Here is a 17,162-nt window from a genome sequence, read left to right as displayed (position 1 = left end):
AAAAAACAAAGAAAATGACCGCAGCTTATGCGGTCATTTTCTTGTTTTCAAAAGCTCGATTTCTTCCTCTGTCAGATGGCGGTATTCGCCGAGGCCCAGTTCCGGGTCAAGCTCGAGCGGCCCCATCGACAAGCGCTTCAGGTAGACAACTTCTTTGCCGACGCTCTGGAACATGCGCTTGACCTGATGAAATTTTCCTTCTGTGATGGTCAATTCGATTTCGGACTCCGGTCCGCTTTTGAGGATTTGGAGCTTTGCAGGCTTTGTGACATAGCCATCGTCGAGCATCACCCCTCGCTCAAATGCTTCTCCGTCCTCCTCCGTCACCAAACCTTCGATTTTCGCAAAATAGCGTTTATCGACATGTTTCTTCGGTGACAGCAATTCATGCGCCAGCACCCCGTCATTCGTCAGCAGCAGGAACCCTTCGGTATCCTTATCAAGCCGGCCGACCGGAAACGGTTCGAAATGCCGCTCTTCTTCTGCCAAGAGCTCGACGACAGTCGGATCGTATTTGTCCTCCGTCGCAGATATGACGCCCGGGGGCTTGTTCATCAACAAGTAGATGAATTCGGCATATTCGACGCGTTCACCGGCAACCGTCACTTCATCGGCCAATTCGTTGACATGCACTTTCGGATCGCGCACCGTCTCCCCGTTCACTTCCACTGCTTTAGACTTCAATAAAATCTTCACTTCTTTGCGTGAGCCATAGCCCATATTCGATAAAAACTTGTCAATGCGCATGTTGGCCTCCTAGAACCCGAATTTTTTCGTGTATTTGGTCAACCGTTCGCCGAGCAGTTTTTGTGCAATGCCGGTTCTGAGTCCCAGATAGCCGTACACCGCTCCGCCGACAGCGCCGATGATCAGGATTCGCGCGATCGAATGGAATTTCGAATCCATGCCGAGGAACAGATCCAAGCCTGATGCCGTCAGCCAGACAGCCGCTGCCATCACGGCACTCATCAGCACAATCAGGAACAGGCGGCGCAGCACCATGTTGGACTGGTAATTCATCGTCACTTTGATGACGGCCAAGTTCATGCCGATGGCCGCTACATAGCCGATGACCGTCGCCGCAATCGCTCCGTCCGTTTCGAACAGGCGGATCAGCGGAATGTTCAGCGCCAGTTTCAGCAGCAAGCCCACCAACAGATTCAGGATGATCCATTTCTGTTTGTTGATGCCCTGGAGAATCGAAGCCGTTACCGGGAACATTGCGAACAAGATGGCCACTGGCAGGTAATGCGCCAGGATCTCGGAGCCGATGTCGCTGATCTCATAGAAGATGTGGTAAAGCTCATCAGACAGCATCGTCATGCCGACAACCGCCGGGAGCGTCAGGAACAACAGGATCTGGAACGTCTGGTCCAGCGTCCGGTTGACTTGCTGGAATTCATTTTTCGTATAGTACCGTGTGATCAGCGGAATCAGCGCCATCGAGAAACCAGTCGCAAGCATGACTGGAATCATCACCAGTTTATGGGCAGTGAAGTTCAGGACGCTCAAGTAGATTCCAGATGCTGCTGCATTTTCCGAATCGCCCATCGCCCGGTTGAATGTCAGCATGTCGACAAACTGGAAGAGCGGATTCGCGATGCCGAGGAAGACGACCGGAATGGCGTAGAGGATGATTTCCTTGTACATATCGCTGAGCTTCACATCGTATGATTCGACGGAACTTGCACGAAGCTCGTTGTACTCCCCTTTTTTCTTCTTCCAATAATAGAACAGCACGAGCACGCCGCCGAGCGAGCCGACAAATGCGGACAGGACCGCCACTTCGACTGCGGTCTTCTCGGAGCCGCCAAATATATTGAGGACGGCATACGCTCCGGCCAGCAGGAAGACGATGCGGACGATCTGTTCGATCAGCTGTGATACCGCAGTCGGCATCATGAAGTTATAGCCCTGGAAGAATCCGCGGAACAAGCTCATGAACGGCACGACGATCAAGGCGAATGAAACCCATTGGATCACTTCTTTGACGTCCTGCACGGAGTGGATTTTTTCATTTTCATCAATCGTCAGTTCCGCAAGCGGCCCAGCGAAGAAATACAGCAAGAGGAATGAGACGAAGCCGGTGACCATCATCGTCATCAAACCGGACTTCAAGAGACGGCGGCCGGTCTCATAATCGCCTAGCGAATTATACTTCGCTACAAATTTGGAGAAAGCGATCGGCGCGCCGGAAATGGCGAGCGACAGCATCAAGTTATAGGGTATGTACGCGTATTGGTAAAGGCCGATATTCTCTTCCCCCACCATATCGTAAAACGGGATGACATAGATGATCCCAAGGACTTTCGATAAGAATAAACCAAGCGTTAAAATGGCGGTTCCTTTGATGAGTGTTGACATTTTGCACTTCCTGACATGAAATGATAAAAAAACAATCTACACGATAGTTTACACCTATAAACCGAATTACTCAACGAGTTTTGCCGCATCGTGTATACTGAAAGAAAAACGAAAGCGAGTTCTTATTATTATGTATGACGTAATCATTATCGGCGGCGGCCCCTCAGGCTTGATGGCTTCCATCGCTGCGGCTTCACAAGGCGAAAAGGTTTTATTGATCGAAAAAGGCAAGAAACTTGGAAAAAAACTGATCATCTCCGGAGGCGGGCGCTGCAACGTAACCAACCGGCTGCCGCTTGAGGAAATCGTGAAACACATTCCGGGCAACGGGCGCTTCCTTTACAGCCCGTTTTCCGTATTCAATAACGAAGACATCATCGCCTTTTTCGAAGGGCTTGGCGTGGCGCTGAAAGAAGAAGACCACGGGCGCATGTTCCCGGTTTCGAACCGGGCGCAGGACGTGGCCGATGCCATGTTCCGCGAAATGGACCGGCTGGGCGTCAAAGTGCTGCTTGATTCCCCGGTCAAGAAATTATTGATGACTGACGAGAAAGTGACCGGCGTGCGCCTCCACTCAGGAGACGAATACACGGCGAAAGCAGTCGTTGTCGCGGTCGGCGGAAAAGCGGTGCCGCAAACCGGTTCGACGGGCGACGGCTATCCATGGGCAGAACGTGCAGGCCACACCGTCACCGACCTTTATCCGACGGAAGTTCCGCTGTTGTCGAAAGAGGCTTTCATCACCAGCCGCGAATTGCAGGGGCTCGCATTGCGCGACGCAGCGGTCTCCGTACTGAATAAAAAAGGGAAACTGCTCGTCACCCACCAGATGGACATGCTGTTCACCCATTTCGGGCTGAGCGGTCCGGCTGTGCTGCGCTGCAGCCAGTACGTCGTCAAGGAAATGAAGAAAAATGGCGGCGTGCCGGTCGAAATGCGCATCAACACGCTGCCCGGCGAAAATGCCGAATCAGCGTTCCAAATGCTCCTTAAGATGATGAAGGACGAACCGAAAAAAGCCGTCAAGAATGTGTGGAAAAGCATCACCCAGGAACGTTGGCTGCTGTTCTTGCTGGAGCGCTCCGGCATCGATCCGCAGGCGGTCGGCGCAGAACTGGCGAGCGAACGGGTGCGTGTGCTGGCCCAGCAACTCACGGCGTTCTCGATGTTCGTCAATGGCACGCAGCCGATCGAGAAAGCGTTTGTCACGGGCGGCGGCGTTTCCATCAAGGAAATCGAACCGAAAACGATGGCATCGCGGAAAATGCCCGGCCTTTATTTCTGCGGTGAAATCCTCGATATCCACGGCTATACCGGCGGTTACAACATCACTTCCGCTCTGGTTACCGGCAATGTCGCCGGCCAAAGCGCCGCCGCCTTTGCACGGGAAATATTAGTATGAGTTCCAGCGTCCGCTTTTTAGCGGGCGTTTTTTATTAGGACGGAAATTTTTGGAAGAGGATGCACGGTTGCGGATATTTCGTCGGTTTTTTTCGTTTATCTGTGATTTTTTTTATTTTATTTGCGATTTTGGAAATATATCTGCGATTCTGGCGGTTTATCTGCGATTTTAGAGTTTTATCTACGATTCTGGAGTTTTATCTACGATTCTGCCGATATATCTGCGATTCTCGGAATATATCTCCGTTCCGCACCTTTCATCTGGTGTTCCCCTTCAAATAGTTAATTTACTTGCAGCAAATGCGCCTTTACTTGCAGCAAATCCATTTTTACTTGCAGCAAACAAAAAAAGCCTGTCCGTCGCCGGACAGGCTTTCATCTTTTACCCAATTACCACATTGACCAATTTCCCTGGAATCGCGATCACTTTGCGGACTTGTTTGCCTTCTGCCGCTTTCACGATTGCTTCGTCAGCAAGCGCTGCCGCTTCCAATTGCTCTTTTGTAGAATCTTTTGCCACAACGATTTTCGTGCGGACTTTTCCGTTCACTTGGACGACCACTTCGACTTCGTCTTCGACCATTTTCGACTCATCGAATTCCGGCCATGCTTCGTACGTGATTGTTTCCGTATGCCCGAGTTTTTCCCATAGCTCTTCTGCCAAATGCGGTGCAACCGGCGACAAGAGTTTGACGAAACCTTCCGCATATTCTTTCGGAATAGCATCCGCTTTATAGCCTTCATTGATGAAGACCATCATTTGCGAAATCGCTGTGTTGAAACGGAGGCCTTCGTAATCCTCGGTCACTTTTTTGACGGTCTGGTGGAAGACTTTCTCCATTTTGCCGTCATTCGCTTCGGTGATTTTCGCGCTCAAGCTGCCGTCTTCGATGAACAGGCGCCATACGCGGTCAAGGAAGCGGCGTGCGCCGTCAAGGCCGTTTGTCGACCAGGCGATCGATGCTTCAAGCGGCCCCATGAACATTTCATACAAGCGCAATGTATCCGCGCCGTGGCTTTCGATGATCTGGTCCGGGTTGACGACGTTGCCTTTGGACTTCGACATTTTCTCGTTGCCTTCACCCAGGATCATCCCTTGGTTGAACAATTTCTGGAACGGCTCTTTTGTGGAGACCACGCCGATGTCGTAAAGCACTTTGTGCCAGAAGCGCGCATACAATAAATGAAGTACCGCATGCTCTGCTCCGCCGATATAGACATCAACCGGAAGCCAGTGCTTCAACAATTCCGGATCCGCCAACGCTTCTTCGTTGTTCGGATCGATATAGCGAAGGTAATACCAGCAGCTGCCTGCCCATTGCGGCATCGTGTTGGTTTCGCGGCGCCCTTTCATGCCGGTTTCCGGATGGACCACGTTGACCCATTCCGTAATATTAGCAAGCGGCGATTCGCCCGTGCCGCTCGGCTTGATGTCGGTCGTCACCGGCAGCATCAACGGCAAGTCTTTTTCGTCGACCGGCGTCATCGTACCGTCTTCCCAGTGGATGATCGGAATCGGCTCACCCCAATAGCGCTGGCGGCTGAACAGCCAATCGCGCAACCGGTACGTGATTTTCTTCTCGCCCACACCGTGCTCTTCAAGCCACGAAATCGCGCGTGCGATCGCTTCTTTTTTGTTTAAGCCGTTCAAGAAGTCAGAGTTGATCAACTCGCCGTCGCCTGCATAAGCTTCCGTTGAAATGTCGCCTCCTGAAACCACTTCGACGATTGGCAGATCAAATTGCTTCGCGAATTCGTAGTCGCGTTCGTCATGCGCCGGAACCGCCATGATGGCGCCCGTTCCGTATGTCGCCAACACGTAATCCGCAATCCAGATCGGCATTTTCTCGCCGCTGACCGGATTCACGGCATAAGCGCCCGTGAATACGCCCGTCTTCGATTTCGCCAAATCCGTACGCTCCAAGTCGCTCTTCGTTTTCACGTCGTCGATGTATTTCTCGACGGCTTCTTTCTGTTCGGTAGTCGTGATCGACGCCACCAGTTTATGTTCAGGCGCCAAGACCGCGTAAGTCGCCCCGAAAATCGTATCCGGGCGCGTCGTGAATGCGCGGAAGGAATGCTCCGTGCCGTCGACTTTGAACTCCAGCTCCGCCCCTTCGGATTTGCCGATCCAGTTGCGCTGCATGTCTTTCAAGCTTTCCGGCCAATCCAAGTCGTTCAGGTCTTCCAGCAAACGGTCTGCGTATTCCGTGATGCGAAGCACCCATTGGCGCATCGGGCGGCGCTCCACCGGATGGCCTCCGCGTTCAGAAACGCCATCGACCACTTCTTCGTTCGCAAGGACCGTTCCAAGCGCCGGGCACCAGTTGACTGCCACTTCGTCGACATATGCCAAGCCTTTATTGTAAAGCTGGATGAAGATCCATTGCGTCCATTTATAGTATTTCGGATCCGTCGTGTTCACTTCACGGTCCCAATCGTACGAGAAGCCAAGTTCCTGGATTTGGCGCTTGAATGTCGCGATATTCTTCTCGGTGAATTCGGCCGGGTCGTTGCCCGTATCCAATGCGTACTGTTCAGCAGGAAGGCCGAATGCGTCCCAGCCCATCGGGTGAAGCACGTTGAAGCCCTGCATGCGCTTGACGCGGCTCAAGATGTCCGTCGCCGTATAGCCTTCAGGATGCCCGACATGAAGCCCGGCGCCTGATGGATATGGGAACATATCCAGCGCATAGAATTTCGGCTTTGAAAAATCCGTCTCCAATTTGAATGTTTTATTGTTATCCCAATGCTTCTGCCATTTTTTCTCGATTTCCTTGTGCTTGAATGTCATGTCCTGTTCCTCCTTGGTTTAAAACGGATGCGGCCGGAGCCCATCCAATAACAACTTCAGTACTGGGGAAAAATAAAAACTCCCGTCCCTCATAAAAATAAGGGACGGGAGTTTTCCCGCGGTACCACCCAAATTAGCGGTCGCCCGCTCAACTTGATTCCTTAACGCGGAAAACGGTGCACCTTACTTGGGTTCGGATGCACAGACTCCGAGGCGAGTTCGACTGGTTTACACACCGGCTTGCACCTGCCGCCGGCTCTCTTGGGAATAAACGCAATCTACTGATCCTCTTCACTGTCATTAGCTATTGTCCTTTATTTTAACGGACCCGCCGTTTTTTGGCAATAGATTACGAGACTTTCACATTGTCGGTGTTCAGCGGCGCATCCGTCGAATCGATGATGTCCTGCACCGAGTAGCCGTCGAACACTTCCGACAGCACGAGGCCGTTCTCCGTCACTTCGATGACGGCGCGCTCCGTGATGATCTTGTTGACGACGCCTTTGCCAGTCAACGGCAAGTCGCATTGCTTCTTAATTTTCGCAGAGCCGTCTTTTGCCACATGGTCCATGATGACGATGACTTTCTTCGCGCCGTGGACCAGGTCCATCGCGCCGCCCATGCCTTTGATCATTTTCCCTGGAATCATCCAGTTCGCCAAATCGCCGTTCTCAGCCACTTCCATGCCGCCGAGGATAGCCACATCGATGTGCCCGCCGCGGATCATCGCGAACGATTCTGCACTCGTGAAGAATGCCGCTCCGGGAATGGTCGTAACTGTCTCTTTTCCGGCATTGATCAGGTCCGGATCGACCTGGTCTTCCGTCGGGTACGGCCCAATGCCGAGCAGTCCGTTTTCAGATTGCAGCACAACGCTTTTATTGTCAGAAATGAAGTTCGCCACCAAAGTCGGCATGCCGATGCCCAGGTTGACGTAGTCGCCGTCTTTGATTTCTTGCTCCGCACGGCGGGCAATCCGTTCTCTCACTTGGTTCTTATCCATTCTATTCCCCGTCCTTCCTTATACAGATCGAGTGGTCAATCGTTCGATGCGTTTTTCCTGTTTCGCTTGCAGCAGCCCTTGCACGTAAATGCTCGGCGTCTGTACATGGTTCGGGTCGATATCGCCTGTTTCGACGATTTCCTCGACTTCCGCGATCGTCACTTTGCCTGCTGCCGCTGCTAGCGGATTGAAGTTCTGGGCCGTCTTGTTGTAGACCAGGTTCCCCATCTTGTCGGCTTTATGCGCACGCACCAATGCGAAATCGGCTTTCAAGGCATGCTCCAGCACATATTCCTTGCCGTCGAATTCACGGATTTCCTTGCCTTCGGCAACCGTCGTACCGACGCCGGCCGGTGTGAAGAATGCCGGAATTCCAGCGCCGCCTGCACGCATTTTTTCAGCAAGCGTGCCTTGCGGCGTCAATTCCACTTCGATTTCGCCGGACAGCACTTGGCGTTCGAATTCTTTGTTCTCGCCGACATATGATCCAATCATTTTCTTGATTTGTTTGTTTTTCAATAGGAGCCCGAGGCCCCATTCATCGACGCCGCAGTTGTTGGAAATCACGGTAAGGTCTTTGACCCCTTTGTCCACCAATGCCAAAATCAATTGCTCAGGGATTCCTACCAAACCGAATCCGCCGACCATGATAGTTGACCCGTCTTCAATCTGGGCGACTGCTTCTTTTGCAGATCCATAAATCGGTTTCATTTCTAATGGCCTCCATTTCATCTATGTACAGAATTGTTGAAAATAAAGCGCTTCCTTTTTAATTTAAACAAACTCCTCCCTAAAACGCAATATTAAGAAAAAAGGCAGGCCTACCGGTTCTTCAAAAAGAAAAGCCGGAAGACGGGTTTTCCGTCTTCCGGCTCCGAGTTAGAGAATCGGAGTTTCCTGCATCGCCTGCGCCTGTTCCCTCTTCAACGGGCGGTCATACAGGAGCGACGTGATTATAGCAATTGACACCAAACCGGTGATCAACGCGAACAAAGCCGGCATGCCGTACAGATCGACCATGACGCCGCCGAGCAGCGGGCCGACCATGCGCCCGCCTGTTGCGACGCTGTTGACGATGCCCTGGTAGAAGCCCTCCCGCCCTTTTGGCGCCAATTGGTTGGCAAGCGCCGGAACTGCCGGCCATACGAACATTTCACCGATCGTCAAGATGGCCATCGCGGCGATGAACATGCTGAAATCCTGTGCAAATGCCACGACAATATACGACACGATCATAATCAGGATGCCGATGATCAGCTGCTGCTTGATGTTGTCTTCAATCTTTTTCATGATCGGTCGGATGAATGGCTGCCCGGCGACAATCAGAATGCCGTTCAGCGTCCACAGGAAACTGTATTGCGGCAAGGTGATGCCGATTTCCTGCGTATAGGCGGAAATGGTCGATTGCCACTGCACGTAGCCGACCCAGCACAGGAAATAGCCGGCTGAAACGATCAGCAAAGCGTAAAGCGGCGCGCGCTTGCGGATCTTTTTCTTTTCATTGAAGACGGATGTGTGCGCCGTCGGCGAGATGCTCATCGACTTGAACCCGAACAGCGCAATGAAGAAGAACAGAATATACATCGCCAGATTGGCGGTAAAAATATAATCGAAACTATAGGCGGCAAGCACCCCGGCCATGGCAGGCCCAAGGGCGACACCGACATTTTGGGCAAGGTAGATCGCATTGAACGCTTTGCGCCCGCCTTCCGGCCAGACCGTTCCGACCATGGCATACATGCTCGGGAAGACGATGCCTCCGCTGAACCCGATGATGGTGTAGAAGACGACAAATGGCAAAAAGCTATGCCAGATTGTCAGCCCAGTTAGCGCGAATAGCGTAAAAACGATTCCAGCCATGATCGAGCGGTAGCCGCCGAATTTATCGAACAGCGCTCCGCCCAGCAAGTTGCCGATGACCGCCGCTCCGGCGTTCGCCATCAGGACCAGTCCGGCGAGCGACAGCGATTTCCCGAGGTGGTCGTGCATATATATAGTAGTCAATGGCCATAAAAAGGAATTTCCCGTCACGTTGACGAGCATTCCAATGATCAAAAGCCAGACGCTTTTCGGCATGGTGTTCTCTCCTCTTATCTCAATTCCAAAAGCAATTGTATTCCTTTTCCAGCATGGCGACAAGCTAAATTTTCCGCCTTGCTAGAAATCGGCATTCCCGCCGTTGTAGCGCCTTTTGGCCCCATGCTACAATACGGGTTGAGGAGTTGTTTTGAATGGATATGAATTTGCCTTTTTCTTCGGATGGCAAGCGCTATTATACATGGAACCGCCACTTGCGCGACCATTTCGGCTTCAAGGTGATGAAGATTGCGCTCGATGCCGGTTTTGACTGCCCGAACCGCGACGGCACGGTCGCTTTTGGCGGCTGTACGTTCTGCAGCGCAGCCGGTTCCGGCGACTTTGCCGGAGACCGCGCCGAACCGATCGACGTCCAATTCGAAGAGATCAAGACGAAAATGCACCGCAAGTGGAAAGACGGCAAATACATGGCCTATTTCCAGGCCTATACGAATACCCACGCACCGCTCCCTGTTCTCAAGGAGAAGTTCGAAGCGGCACTGGCACAGGAAAATGTCATCGGCCTCAGCATCGCGACGCGGTCCGACTGCCTGCCGGACGACGTCGTCGATTATTTGGCAGAATTGAACGAGCGGACGTATCTGTGGGTCGAACTTGGCCTGCAGACCGTGCACGAAAAGACCGCACGCCTCATCAACCGGGCACATGACTTCCCATCGTACGTCGAAGGCGTCAATAAACTCCGCAGCCGCGGCATCCGCGTCTGTACGCACATCATCAACGGCCTGCCGCTGGAAGACCGGGAGATGATGATGGAGACGGCACGCGAAGTGGCGAAGCTGGACGTGCAAGGCATCAAGATCCACCTGCTGCATTTGCTGAAAGGAACTCCGATGGTCAAGCAATACGAAAAAGGCATGGTGGAATTTCTCGAAAAAAACGAATACATCGGTCTCGTCGCGGATCAATTGGAAGTGCTGCCGCCGGAAATGGTGATCCAGCGCATCACCGGCGACGGACCCATCGACCTGATGATCGGTCCGATGTGGAGCGCCAATAAATGGGACGTCCTGAACGGCATCGACTCCGAACTTGCAAGTCGTGAAAGCTGGCAAGGGAAATTTTACGGAAAGAGCGTGAAAATATGACGTTGCAACGGGTTCTGCCATTTACCAAGAGTTTATTGGAAGAAGCAGTTTCAGAAGGCGATACGGTCGTTGATGCCACGGCAGGCAACGGCCATGATACCCTCTTTCTCGCCGGGCTTACCGGGCCGGACGGCAAGGTGGTTGCATTCGACATCCAGGAAGAGGCGATCGAAGCGACGCGCCTTCGCGTCCAAGGCCATCCGCAAGTCCAACTGGTCCACGGCAGCCACGCGGAAATGGACCAGCATGTGGATGCTCCCGTTTCCGCAGTGGTCTTCAACCTCGGCTATTTGCCGAAAGGCGACCACACCATCATCACCAAAAGCGACAGCACGCTCGCTGCCATCGAACAAAGCATCGGGCTGCTGAAAGAAAACGGCCTGGTGCTGATTGTCATCTACTCGGGACATGAAGGCGGCGGCGAAGAGCGGGATGCCGTCATGGAATATGTCCGCGAATTGCCGCAGGCGTTCTTCGATGTCATGAAATACGAGTTCATCAACCAGCGCCACTCGCCGCCGTTCCTTGTGGCAATTGAGAAAAAGCCGAAGAAAAATAAACAGAGGACAGAAGGCAGATCATAAGCCTTCTGTCCTCTTCTGTTTTTCCGTACCAGCTCCAGCCCCTGGCTCCGCTCCAAGTTCATGCCTTCAATAATTTCGCATTGATGGCCACAATGATTGTGCTCAAGCTCATGAAGACTGCGCCGACCGCCGGGCTGATGACGATGCCCCACGGCGCAAGGACACCGGCGGCAAGTGGAATCGCGAAGATATTGTAGCCGGTAGCCCACCATAAATTCTGGACCAATTTCCGGTACGTCTTTTTCGAAAGGTCGATCAAGGCCACCACGTCATTCGGGTTGCTCTTCACGAGGACGACATCGGCTGTTTCCATCGCGACGTCCGTGCCTGCACCGATGGCGATGCCGAGGTCGGCTGTAGCAAGTGCCGGAGCGTCATTGACACCGTCGCCGGTCATCGCCACCTTCCAGCCTTTCGCTTTGATTTTTGAAATCTGATTGGCTTTGTCGTCCGGCAAGACTTCAGCATACACTTCCTCTATCCCTAACTGTGCCGCAACCCAGTTCGCCACTTTCTTGTTGTCGCCTGTCAGCATGATGGAATGGATGCCTTTGGCTTTCAATGCGGCCACAGCTTCTTTGGCCGTATCCCGCACCAGATCGGCCAGGGCAATCATGCCTGCAAGTTCGTCTTCAACGAGAACAAAGACGACCGTTTTTCCTTGTTCTGATAATTGATTGAACACGTCCTGATTGAAGTTTAGCTGCTGGCTGTTGACATATCCCGGACTTACAACATTCACTTTCTGCCCGTCCACCCATCCCTGGATGCCTTTGCCAGCAATCGAACCGAAATCGCCCACCCGGCCAATCGGCAGGCCTTTTTCTTTAGCCGACGAAACGATGCCCGCTGCAATCGGATGCTCCGAATTCTGTTCAATCGCCGCAGCGAGCTCCAGCACGCGATCCTTGGTATAACCGCTTTCGGGCACGATATCCGTCACACCGAATTCCCCTTTTGTCAGCGTGCCGGTCTTGTCGAACACCACCGCATCCAGATTGCGCGCACCTTCGAAGTCCGCGCGGTTGCGGATCAGAAGCCCTTGTTTCGCGGAGATGGACGTCGAGACGGCCACCACCAATGGCGCGGCCAGCCCCAGTGCATGCGGGCAAGCGATGACCATGACCGTAACCATCCGTTCAATGGCAATATCGAAGGCATAACCGAGTGCGAGCCATGCGCCCAACGTGGCAAATCCCGCCCCTAATGCCAGATAGAACAGCCATTTTGCAGCCCGGTTCGTCAGATCCTGCGTTTTCGATTTGGATTCCTGCGCTTCCTTGACCATCGTGATGACTTGCGACAAATAGGATTCTTCCCCGGTCTTTTCCACCATGACGACCAGCGATCCTTCTTTGTTCACTGACCCGCCGATGACTTTGCTGTCTTTCTCTTTTTCGATAGGGATCGATTCGCCTGTCAGCATCGATTCATCAATCGCCGATTTCCCCTCGATGATCACGCCGTCGACCGGAATCTTTTCACCTGGCTTCACAAGGACCCGGTCCCCATTCCGGATAGTTGAAAGTGGAACGTCGTGGACTTCCCCTTGCGCATCCATTTTATGGGCTTCGCTCGGCATGAGTTTCACCAGTTGCTCCAGTGCGTTGGAAGCTCCCATGATTGACCGCATCTCAATCCAATGGCCAAGCAGCATGATGACGACCAGCGTCGCGAGCTCCCAGTAAAGCTGGTTGCCGTCCCAGCCGAATACCACTAGCGTGCTGTAGCTGTAAGCAATCGTGATTGCCAGTGCAATCAGCGTCATCATGCCCGGGTTCCGGTCTTTGAGTTCGGCAATGCCGCCCGTCAGGAATGGCCAGCCGCCATAGAAAAAGACGATGGAGGACAAGGCGAACAAGATATAAAGATCGTTGGCGAAGCGCCAATCGACGCCAAGAAAATGCTGGATCATCGGCGACAGGGCCAGAATCGGGATGGTAATCACCAAAGAAATATAAAAGCGCTTCTTGAAATCTTCCACCATATGGCCGTGGTGTCCGTTGCCCCCGTGCTCTCCATGTCCGTGCTCCATGGGCTCTTGCTGCATCGTCGAATCCGGACGGTACTCGTGTGTCTCATGATCCATGCTGTGGTGTTCATGCTCATCATGATTCATGCCGTGGTGTCCTTGCTCTTCGTGATTCATGTTGTGGTGTTCATGCTGGGTATGCTGGTCTCCTTCTTTGTTTGCCATGATTACCCACCTCTTGAGAGATTTTTTGACAAATGGATTTTTTGATGCAATAAACACGTTTCCGAGCGGCTATTGCTGTTTTCGGATTTCCTTCCGACATTTTTCTGAATAATTCGATTATAATCAAATCATACATCAAACTCTTCATTAATACTGCTGGTTTTATTCCATCAGGCTATTTCTCCATCCATAAGCAAGGAGTGATGAACGTGATAACGTTGACAGGCGTCACCAAGACTTACCGGAGCGGCGACATCGAAACGGCTGCGTTGAAAAGCATCGATCTGGAAATCGCGGGAGGCGAATTCGCCGTGATTCTCGGGCCGAGCGGCAGCGGAAAAAGCACGCTCCTTAATGTCATCAGCGGGCTCGATACGGTGACATCAGGGAAAATCAGTTTTCGCGGCAAGGAATTGACCCGCCTGTCCGAAAGCGGCATGACGCGTTTCCGGCGGCAATACCTCGGCTTCATCTTCCAACAGTACAACCTGCTGCAAAATCTGACGGTCTATGAAAATATCCAGATCGGCTCGGATATCGGGACCGATCCGCTCGACATCGACGAACTGCTATTGAAAATCGGCTTGGAAAAAACCCGCAATAAATACCCGAGCCAGCTTTCCGGCGGTGAACAGCAGCGGGTGTCCGTCGCCCGAAGCCTGGCTAAGAACCCTGCAGTCATCTTCTGCGATGAGCCGACCGGTTCGCTCGACGAGGCAAACTCCAAGAATGTGCTGAAGCTGCTGCAGGACCTCAATCAGGAGTATAAGAAAACGATCGTCACCATTACCCACAATACAGGCATTTCCGAAATGTCCGACAAAGTGATCAAGATGAATTCCGGAAAGATTGTAGACATTACCATAAATCCAACCAAAAAAGATGCCAACGATATTCACTGGGGATAAGGAGGAATCCAGATGCTGCTGAAAAATGTGATCAGGGCTTTTCGCAGAAAATGGATGCAGCTTGCCGCCATCGGCATCATCATCATTCTCAGTTCCTTCACGTATACGATGATGTTTTATGGCATCAGCGGCATCGAAGAACCGACGGAACGCTACCTTGAAGAAGCCAACCAGGAGGATTTTTCGGTCGAGATGCTGAATACGGTTTCGGAAAATGAAGTGCGTGATCCCGAAGTGGCAGCTTACCTGTCCCATGGGGCTTTTTCGTTGAGCGGAATCAAAGGGGCCGATCCCGGGCTTTTTCAGCGCTTGATGGACCGGCGCATCGAAGACTTCAATCGCGAGTACCCCAATTCATCTTTGGAATTGCGGGAGTTTAAGATTGCCAACTACACACTCGGCGGCGAAAGCCATACTGCTCTGGCTGCCAAAGACGCCGAACGGATCAACCTCTCCTTTATCGAACAAGGACGCAAGCCGGAAAGCCCCACGGAAATCGCTGTCAATAAAATCTATGCAGAAAAAAACCGCCTGCAGATCGGCGGGCCGTTGCCAATCGCCGGCAAAGATTATACGATTACCGGATTTGTGCTTTTTCCGGATTACACGCTGCCGATGTTCGATGACAGCTTCAATATCGATGCCGGCCTTAAAGCGCTGCTGCTTTTCCCTTCTTCAGCCTACGAAGAACTCAATGCTCCTGAAAGCTTCAGACTTGCAGGGACGCTTCCGGATACAGAAGAGTTGGACACCTCGTTTGACAGAGCAGCACTTCCCTTTGTCGCGCAAATAGCCGCCACCGAAAAACTGCGCGCAGCGGCGCCGTATACGGCGAATTGAACGAAGGCAAGACGGTGTCGCTCGGTCTCAGTGTGTTCATTGCTTCAATCGCGGTCATTATCGTATCGATCATGATCTTCAACCTGCTCCATGCGGAGCGGAGCCAGATCGGCATATTGAAAGCGCTCGGCTATAGCCGGTCCAAAATCGCGGCCCCTTATTTATTGGCAATATCGGCTTTCGCCCTTGTCATGCTTGCGATCGGCTATGTGTTCGGATGGCTGGCAGCTGAACCGCTGAAATCTCTGTATCTGGACTTTTACCTTTTGCCGTCGGCAGCCATCGGGCAAAGCTGGTCTGTTTTCGCGACTGCCATTCTGGTGCCGCTGCTGTTTTTTTCCGCCGTTTCCGGCTTTATCATCTACCGGATTCTCGGCGAGCGCGCCTTGGCGCTGCTCACCCCGCCCATCCATTCCTCCATTAACCGCCTCAGCCGTGCAGTCAGCAGGCTCTTGTCGGGGAGGTCAGGCGCCACAAAGTTCAAATACCTGCAGGCTATTCGGAGCACCGGCAGTTTTCTGATTTTCTTTATCGGCATCCTGTTTTCCACCTTATTGATTTTCTTTGCCTTGATGCTCGACGGAACAGTGGAACGATTGACGGTCGGCTATCTGGAAAAAACCGAATATGAATACGAAGCCTATCTGGATACCGCAACGGCTCCGCCTCCGCTCCAAAATGGAGAGGAAAAGTTTCTGTCCTACCCGTTTGCGGGGCTGAACGATGAAACCGTCATGCTCCAAGGACTTTCGCCGGACAACCGCTTGTACCGGCTTTATGCGGAATCGGGCGAGGATGTCACTTCCGCTCTAGAGAACGGCGTTGTCATCAGTGAACGCTTGCGGGCAACTCAAGGGATCAAAGACGGCGACTCCATGACGGTCGAGATCAATAACAAGGAAAGCGAATTCGTTGTCCGGGGAGTTGTTGAGGAGTATACGGCAGAAAAGATTTACATCGACCGGGAGGCCCTGAGCCTGCTGCTGACTGACGGCCAAACGCCCAGCCTTTACAACGGGATTTATTCTTCAGACCCGCCTTCTTCGGAAGCTTATCAGACCGTCATTTCCAAAGAAGGGTTTATGGAGCAGTCGGAGGCGCTGGCCAGCTATTCAAGCCTGATGTTCAATGTCCTGATCGCGGGAGCAGCCATCATAGCCGCAAGCATCCTGTTCGTGCTCACTTCTTTCACGGTCGAAAAAAATTATTACGCGATCTCCTTGCTGAAAGTGCTCGGCTATAGCCGGCGCGAAGTGAATTCGATGATCCTGAGCAGTTATTTCGTGTATGCCCTGATTTCCTATTTAATCAGCATACCGCTTGCACTTTTTGTGCTTCGGCGGCTGATTGTCGTTTTTGCGCTGGATTACGGCATTGTGCTGCCTATGGTGTTTGAACCGGTCTACATCTTGATCGTGCTCGTTATCCTGCTGGCCATCTATTTTGCCAGCACTTTCCTCAGCCGCCGGAAAATCGAACGGATCCCGCTTCAGGAAGTACTGAAAACCTACGGGGAATAAACCCATAGAAAACGCCGGACAGATTAGACTGTCTGGCGTTTCAGACTGTAGAAAAAGTCTGCTTAAGTTGAATAGAATGAATAAGCCCGACCGGGCTGGCCACTTCGCTTTCCGAGGGCTCGGCTTCAGCCGCTTCCCTTGCTCCTGCGATTACTCGTCGCAAATTGAAAAAACATTCGCTTCGCTCAGTCCAGGGTCTTCAGCTCGAGCTTGGCCCACAGGAGTCTCGTGGCCAGCACGGTCGGGAGCGTCACCTGTATCTAACAGATAAGGTAAGATGCGGATTCTGCTTTGACCTGCTGGGTACAAGCCGCTGGCTTCAGGATCCGGAACGGAAGGCGGCGACTCCAGTGGGATAGCGAAGTG

The 17,162-nt window shown here is 52.5% G+C and carries 13 protein-coding genes and 1 other annotated feature; of the genes, 6 read left to right on the top strand and 7 right to left on the bottom strand.

The annotated features are described in order from the left end of the window. Positions 1–33: 33 nt before the first annotated feature. Together ACTL32_RS06595 and ACTL32_RS06590 are read right to left on the bottom strand one after the other, a co-directional pair. Positions 34–747 carry a pseudouridine synthase gene (locus ACTL32_RS06595; protein WP_441340724.1) on the bottom strand — a complete coding sequence of 238 codons (714 nt, stop codon included), beginning with the start codon at positions 745–747 and terminating at the stop codon, positions 34–36. A gap of 9 nt (positions 748–756) precedes the next feature. After that, positions 757–2,364, bottom strand: a complete 1,608-nt coding sequence (locus tag ACTL32_RS06590; RefSeq protein ID WP_441340723.1) for a putative polysaccharide biosynthesis protein — start codon at positions 2,362–2,364, stop codon at positions 757–759. A gap of 130 nt (positions 2,365–2,494) precedes the next feature. Between ACTL32_RS06590 and ACTL32_RS06585 the strand changes: the two genes are divergently transcribed. Then, positions 2,495–3,766, top strand: coding sequence for an NAD(P)/FAD-dependent oxidoreductase (locus ACTL32_RS06585; protein ID WP_441340722.1), 1,272 nt, complete (start codon positions 2,495–2,497; stop codon positions 3,764–3,766). 381 nt (positions 3,767–4,147) lie between these two features. Here ACTL32_RS06585 and leuS read toward each other — a convergent pair whose 3' ends face one another. The 4 genes from leuS to ACTL32_RS06565 form a co-directional block, all read right to left on the bottom strand. Then, positions 4,148–6,559, bottom strand: coding sequence for a leucine--tRNA ligase (gene leuS, locus ACTL32_RS06580; RefSeq protein ID WP_441340721.1), 2,412 nt, complete (start codon positions 6,557–6,559; stop codon positions 4,148–4,150). 97 nt (positions 6,560–6,656) lie between these two features. Then, positions 6,657–6,863 (bottom strand) — a binding site (T-box leader). Between the two features lie 45 nt (positions 6,864–6,908). Then, complete coding sequence (locus ACTL32_RS06575) at positions 6,909–7,562, bottom strand: 3-oxoacid CoA-transferase subunit B (RefSeq protein ID WP_441340720.1); 654 nt, start codon at positions 7,560–7,562, stop codon at positions 6,909–6,911. Positions 7,563–7,580: 18 nt separating this feature from the next. Then, on the bottom strand, positions 7,581–8,273 hold the full coding sequence (locus ACTL32_RS06570; protein WP_204890188.1) for a CoA transferase subunit A: 693 nt from the start codon (positions 8,271–8,273) through the stop codon (positions 7,581–7,583). Positions 8,274–8,441: 168 nt separating this feature from the next. Further along, positions 8,442–9,638: an MDR family MFS transporter gene (locus ACTL32_RS06565; protein ID WP_441340719.1), complete on the bottom strand. Its 1,197-nt coding sequence runs from the start codon at positions 9,636–9,638 to the stop codon at positions 8,442–8,444. Between the two features lie 155 nt (positions 9,639–9,793). On the opposite strand from ACTL32_RS06565, the gene ACTL32_RS06560 reads away from it, so the two are divergent. Both ACTL32_RS06560 and ACTL32_RS06555 read left to right on the top strand, forming a co-directional pair. Then, a complete protein-coding gene (locus ACTL32_RS06560; protein WP_441340718.1) occupies positions 9,794–10,747 on the top strand; it encodes a TIGR01212 family radical SAM protein in 954 nt (317 codons plus the stop codon). Next, entirely contained in the window at positions 10,744–11,331 is a 588-nt protein-coding gene (locus tag ACTL32_RS06555; protein WP_441340717.1) for a class I SAM-dependent methyltransferase, read from the top strand. The genes ACTL32_RS06560 and ACTL32_RS06555 overlap by 4 nt, the downstream gene beginning before the upstream one ends. A 58-nt stretch (positions 11,332–11,389) precedes the next feature. Here the strand turns inward: ACTL32_RS06555 and ACTL32_RS06550 are convergent, their stop codons facing one another. Continuing rightward, positions 11,390–13,528 carry a copper-translocating P-type ATPase gene (locus tag ACTL32_RS06550; RefSeq protein ID WP_441340716.1) on the bottom strand — a complete coding sequence of 713 codons (2,139 nt, stop codon included), beginning with the start codon at positions 13,526–13,528 and terminating at the stop codon, positions 11,390–11,392. 203 nt (positions 13,529–13,731) lie between these two features. Here ACTL32_RS06550 and ACTL32_RS06545 point away from each other — a divergent pair, with 203 nt between their 5' ends. The 3 genes from ACTL32_RS06545 to ACTL32_RS06535 are packed head-to-tail and all read left to right on the top strand — an operon-like array spanning position 13,732 to position 16,796. Beyond that, positions 13,732–14,436: an ABC transporter ATP-binding protein gene (locus ACTL32_RS06545; RefSeq protein ID WP_441340715.1), complete on the top strand. Its 705-nt coding sequence runs from the start codon at positions 13,732–13,734 to the stop codon at positions 14,434–14,436. A 12-nt stretch (positions 14,437–14,448) separates the two neighbouring features. Next, positions 14,449–15,276 carry a hypothetical protein gene (locus tag ACTL32_RS06540; protein WP_441340714.1) on the top strand — a complete coding sequence of 276 codons (828 nt, stop codon included), beginning with the start codon at positions 14,449–14,451 and terminating at the stop codon, positions 15,274–15,276. Continuing rightward, positions 15,273–16,796 (top strand): FtsX-like permease family protein, encoded by a 1,524-nt coding sequence (locus ACTL32_RS06535; RefSeq protein ID WP_441340713.1) that lies wholly within the window; start codon positions 15,273–15,275, stop codon positions 16,794–16,796. The genes ACTL32_RS06540 and ACTL32_RS06535 overlap by 4 nt, the downstream gene beginning before the upstream one ends. Positions 16,797–17,162 lie beyond the last annotated feature (366 nt).

Source organism: Planococcus sp. FY231025 (assembly GCF_052078085.1).
Lineage (GTDB): Bacteria > Bacillota > Bacilli > Bacillales_A > Planococcaceae > Planococcus.
This window is presented reverse-complemented; position numbering and strand designations above follow the sequence as displayed.

Bases quoted from the DNA above. Each gene is read 5' to 3' on its own strand.
- leuS (WP_441340721.1), bottom strand. From the start codon at position 6,559: ATGACATTCAAGCACAAGGAAATCGAGAAAAAATGGCAGAAGCATTGG.
- ACTL32_RS06555 (WP_441340717.1), top strand. From the start codon at position 10,744: ATGACGTTGCAACGGGTTCTGCCATTTACCAAGAGTTTATTGGAAGAA.
- ACTL32_RS06540 (WP_441340714.1), top strand. From the start codon at position 14,449: ATGCTGCTGAAAAATGTGATCAGGGCTTTTCGCAGAAAATGGATGCAG.
- ACTL32_RS06550 (WP_441340716.1), bottom strand. From the start codon at position 13,528: ATGGCAAACAAAGAAGGAGACCAGCATACCCAGCATGAACACCACAAC.
- ACTL32_RS06545 (WP_441340715.1), top strand. From the start codon at position 13,732: ATGAACGTGATAACGTTGACAGGCGTCACCAAGACTTACCGGAGCGGC.
- ACTL32_RS06560 (WP_441340718.1), top strand. From the start codon at position 9,794: ATGGATATGAATTTGCCTTTTTCTTCGGATGGCAAGCGCTATTATACA.
- ACTL32_RS06565 (WP_441340719.1), bottom strand. From the start codon at position 9,638: ATGCCGAAAAGCGTCTGGCTTTTGATCATTGGAATGCTCGTCAACGTG.
- ACTL32_RS06570 (WP_204890188.1), bottom strand. From the start codon at position 8,273: ATGAAACCGATTTATGGATCTGCAAAAGAAGCAGTCGCCCAGATTGAA.
- ACTL32_RS06585 (WP_441340722.1), top strand. From the start codon at position 2,495: ATGTATGACGTAATCATTATCGGCGGCGGCCCCTCAGGCTTGATGGCT.
- ACTL32_RS06575 (WP_441340720.1), bottom strand. From the start codon at position 7,562: ATGGATAAGAACCAAGTGAGAGAACGGATTGCCCGCCGTGCGGAGCAA.
- ACTL32_RS06590 (WP_441340723.1), bottom strand. From the start codon at position 2,364: ATGTCAACACTCATCAAAGGAACCGCCATTTTAACGCTTGGTTTATTC.
- ACTL32_RS06595 (WP_441340724.1), bottom strand. From the start codon at position 747: ATGCGCATTGACAAGTTTTTATCGAATATGGGCTATGGCTCACGCAAA.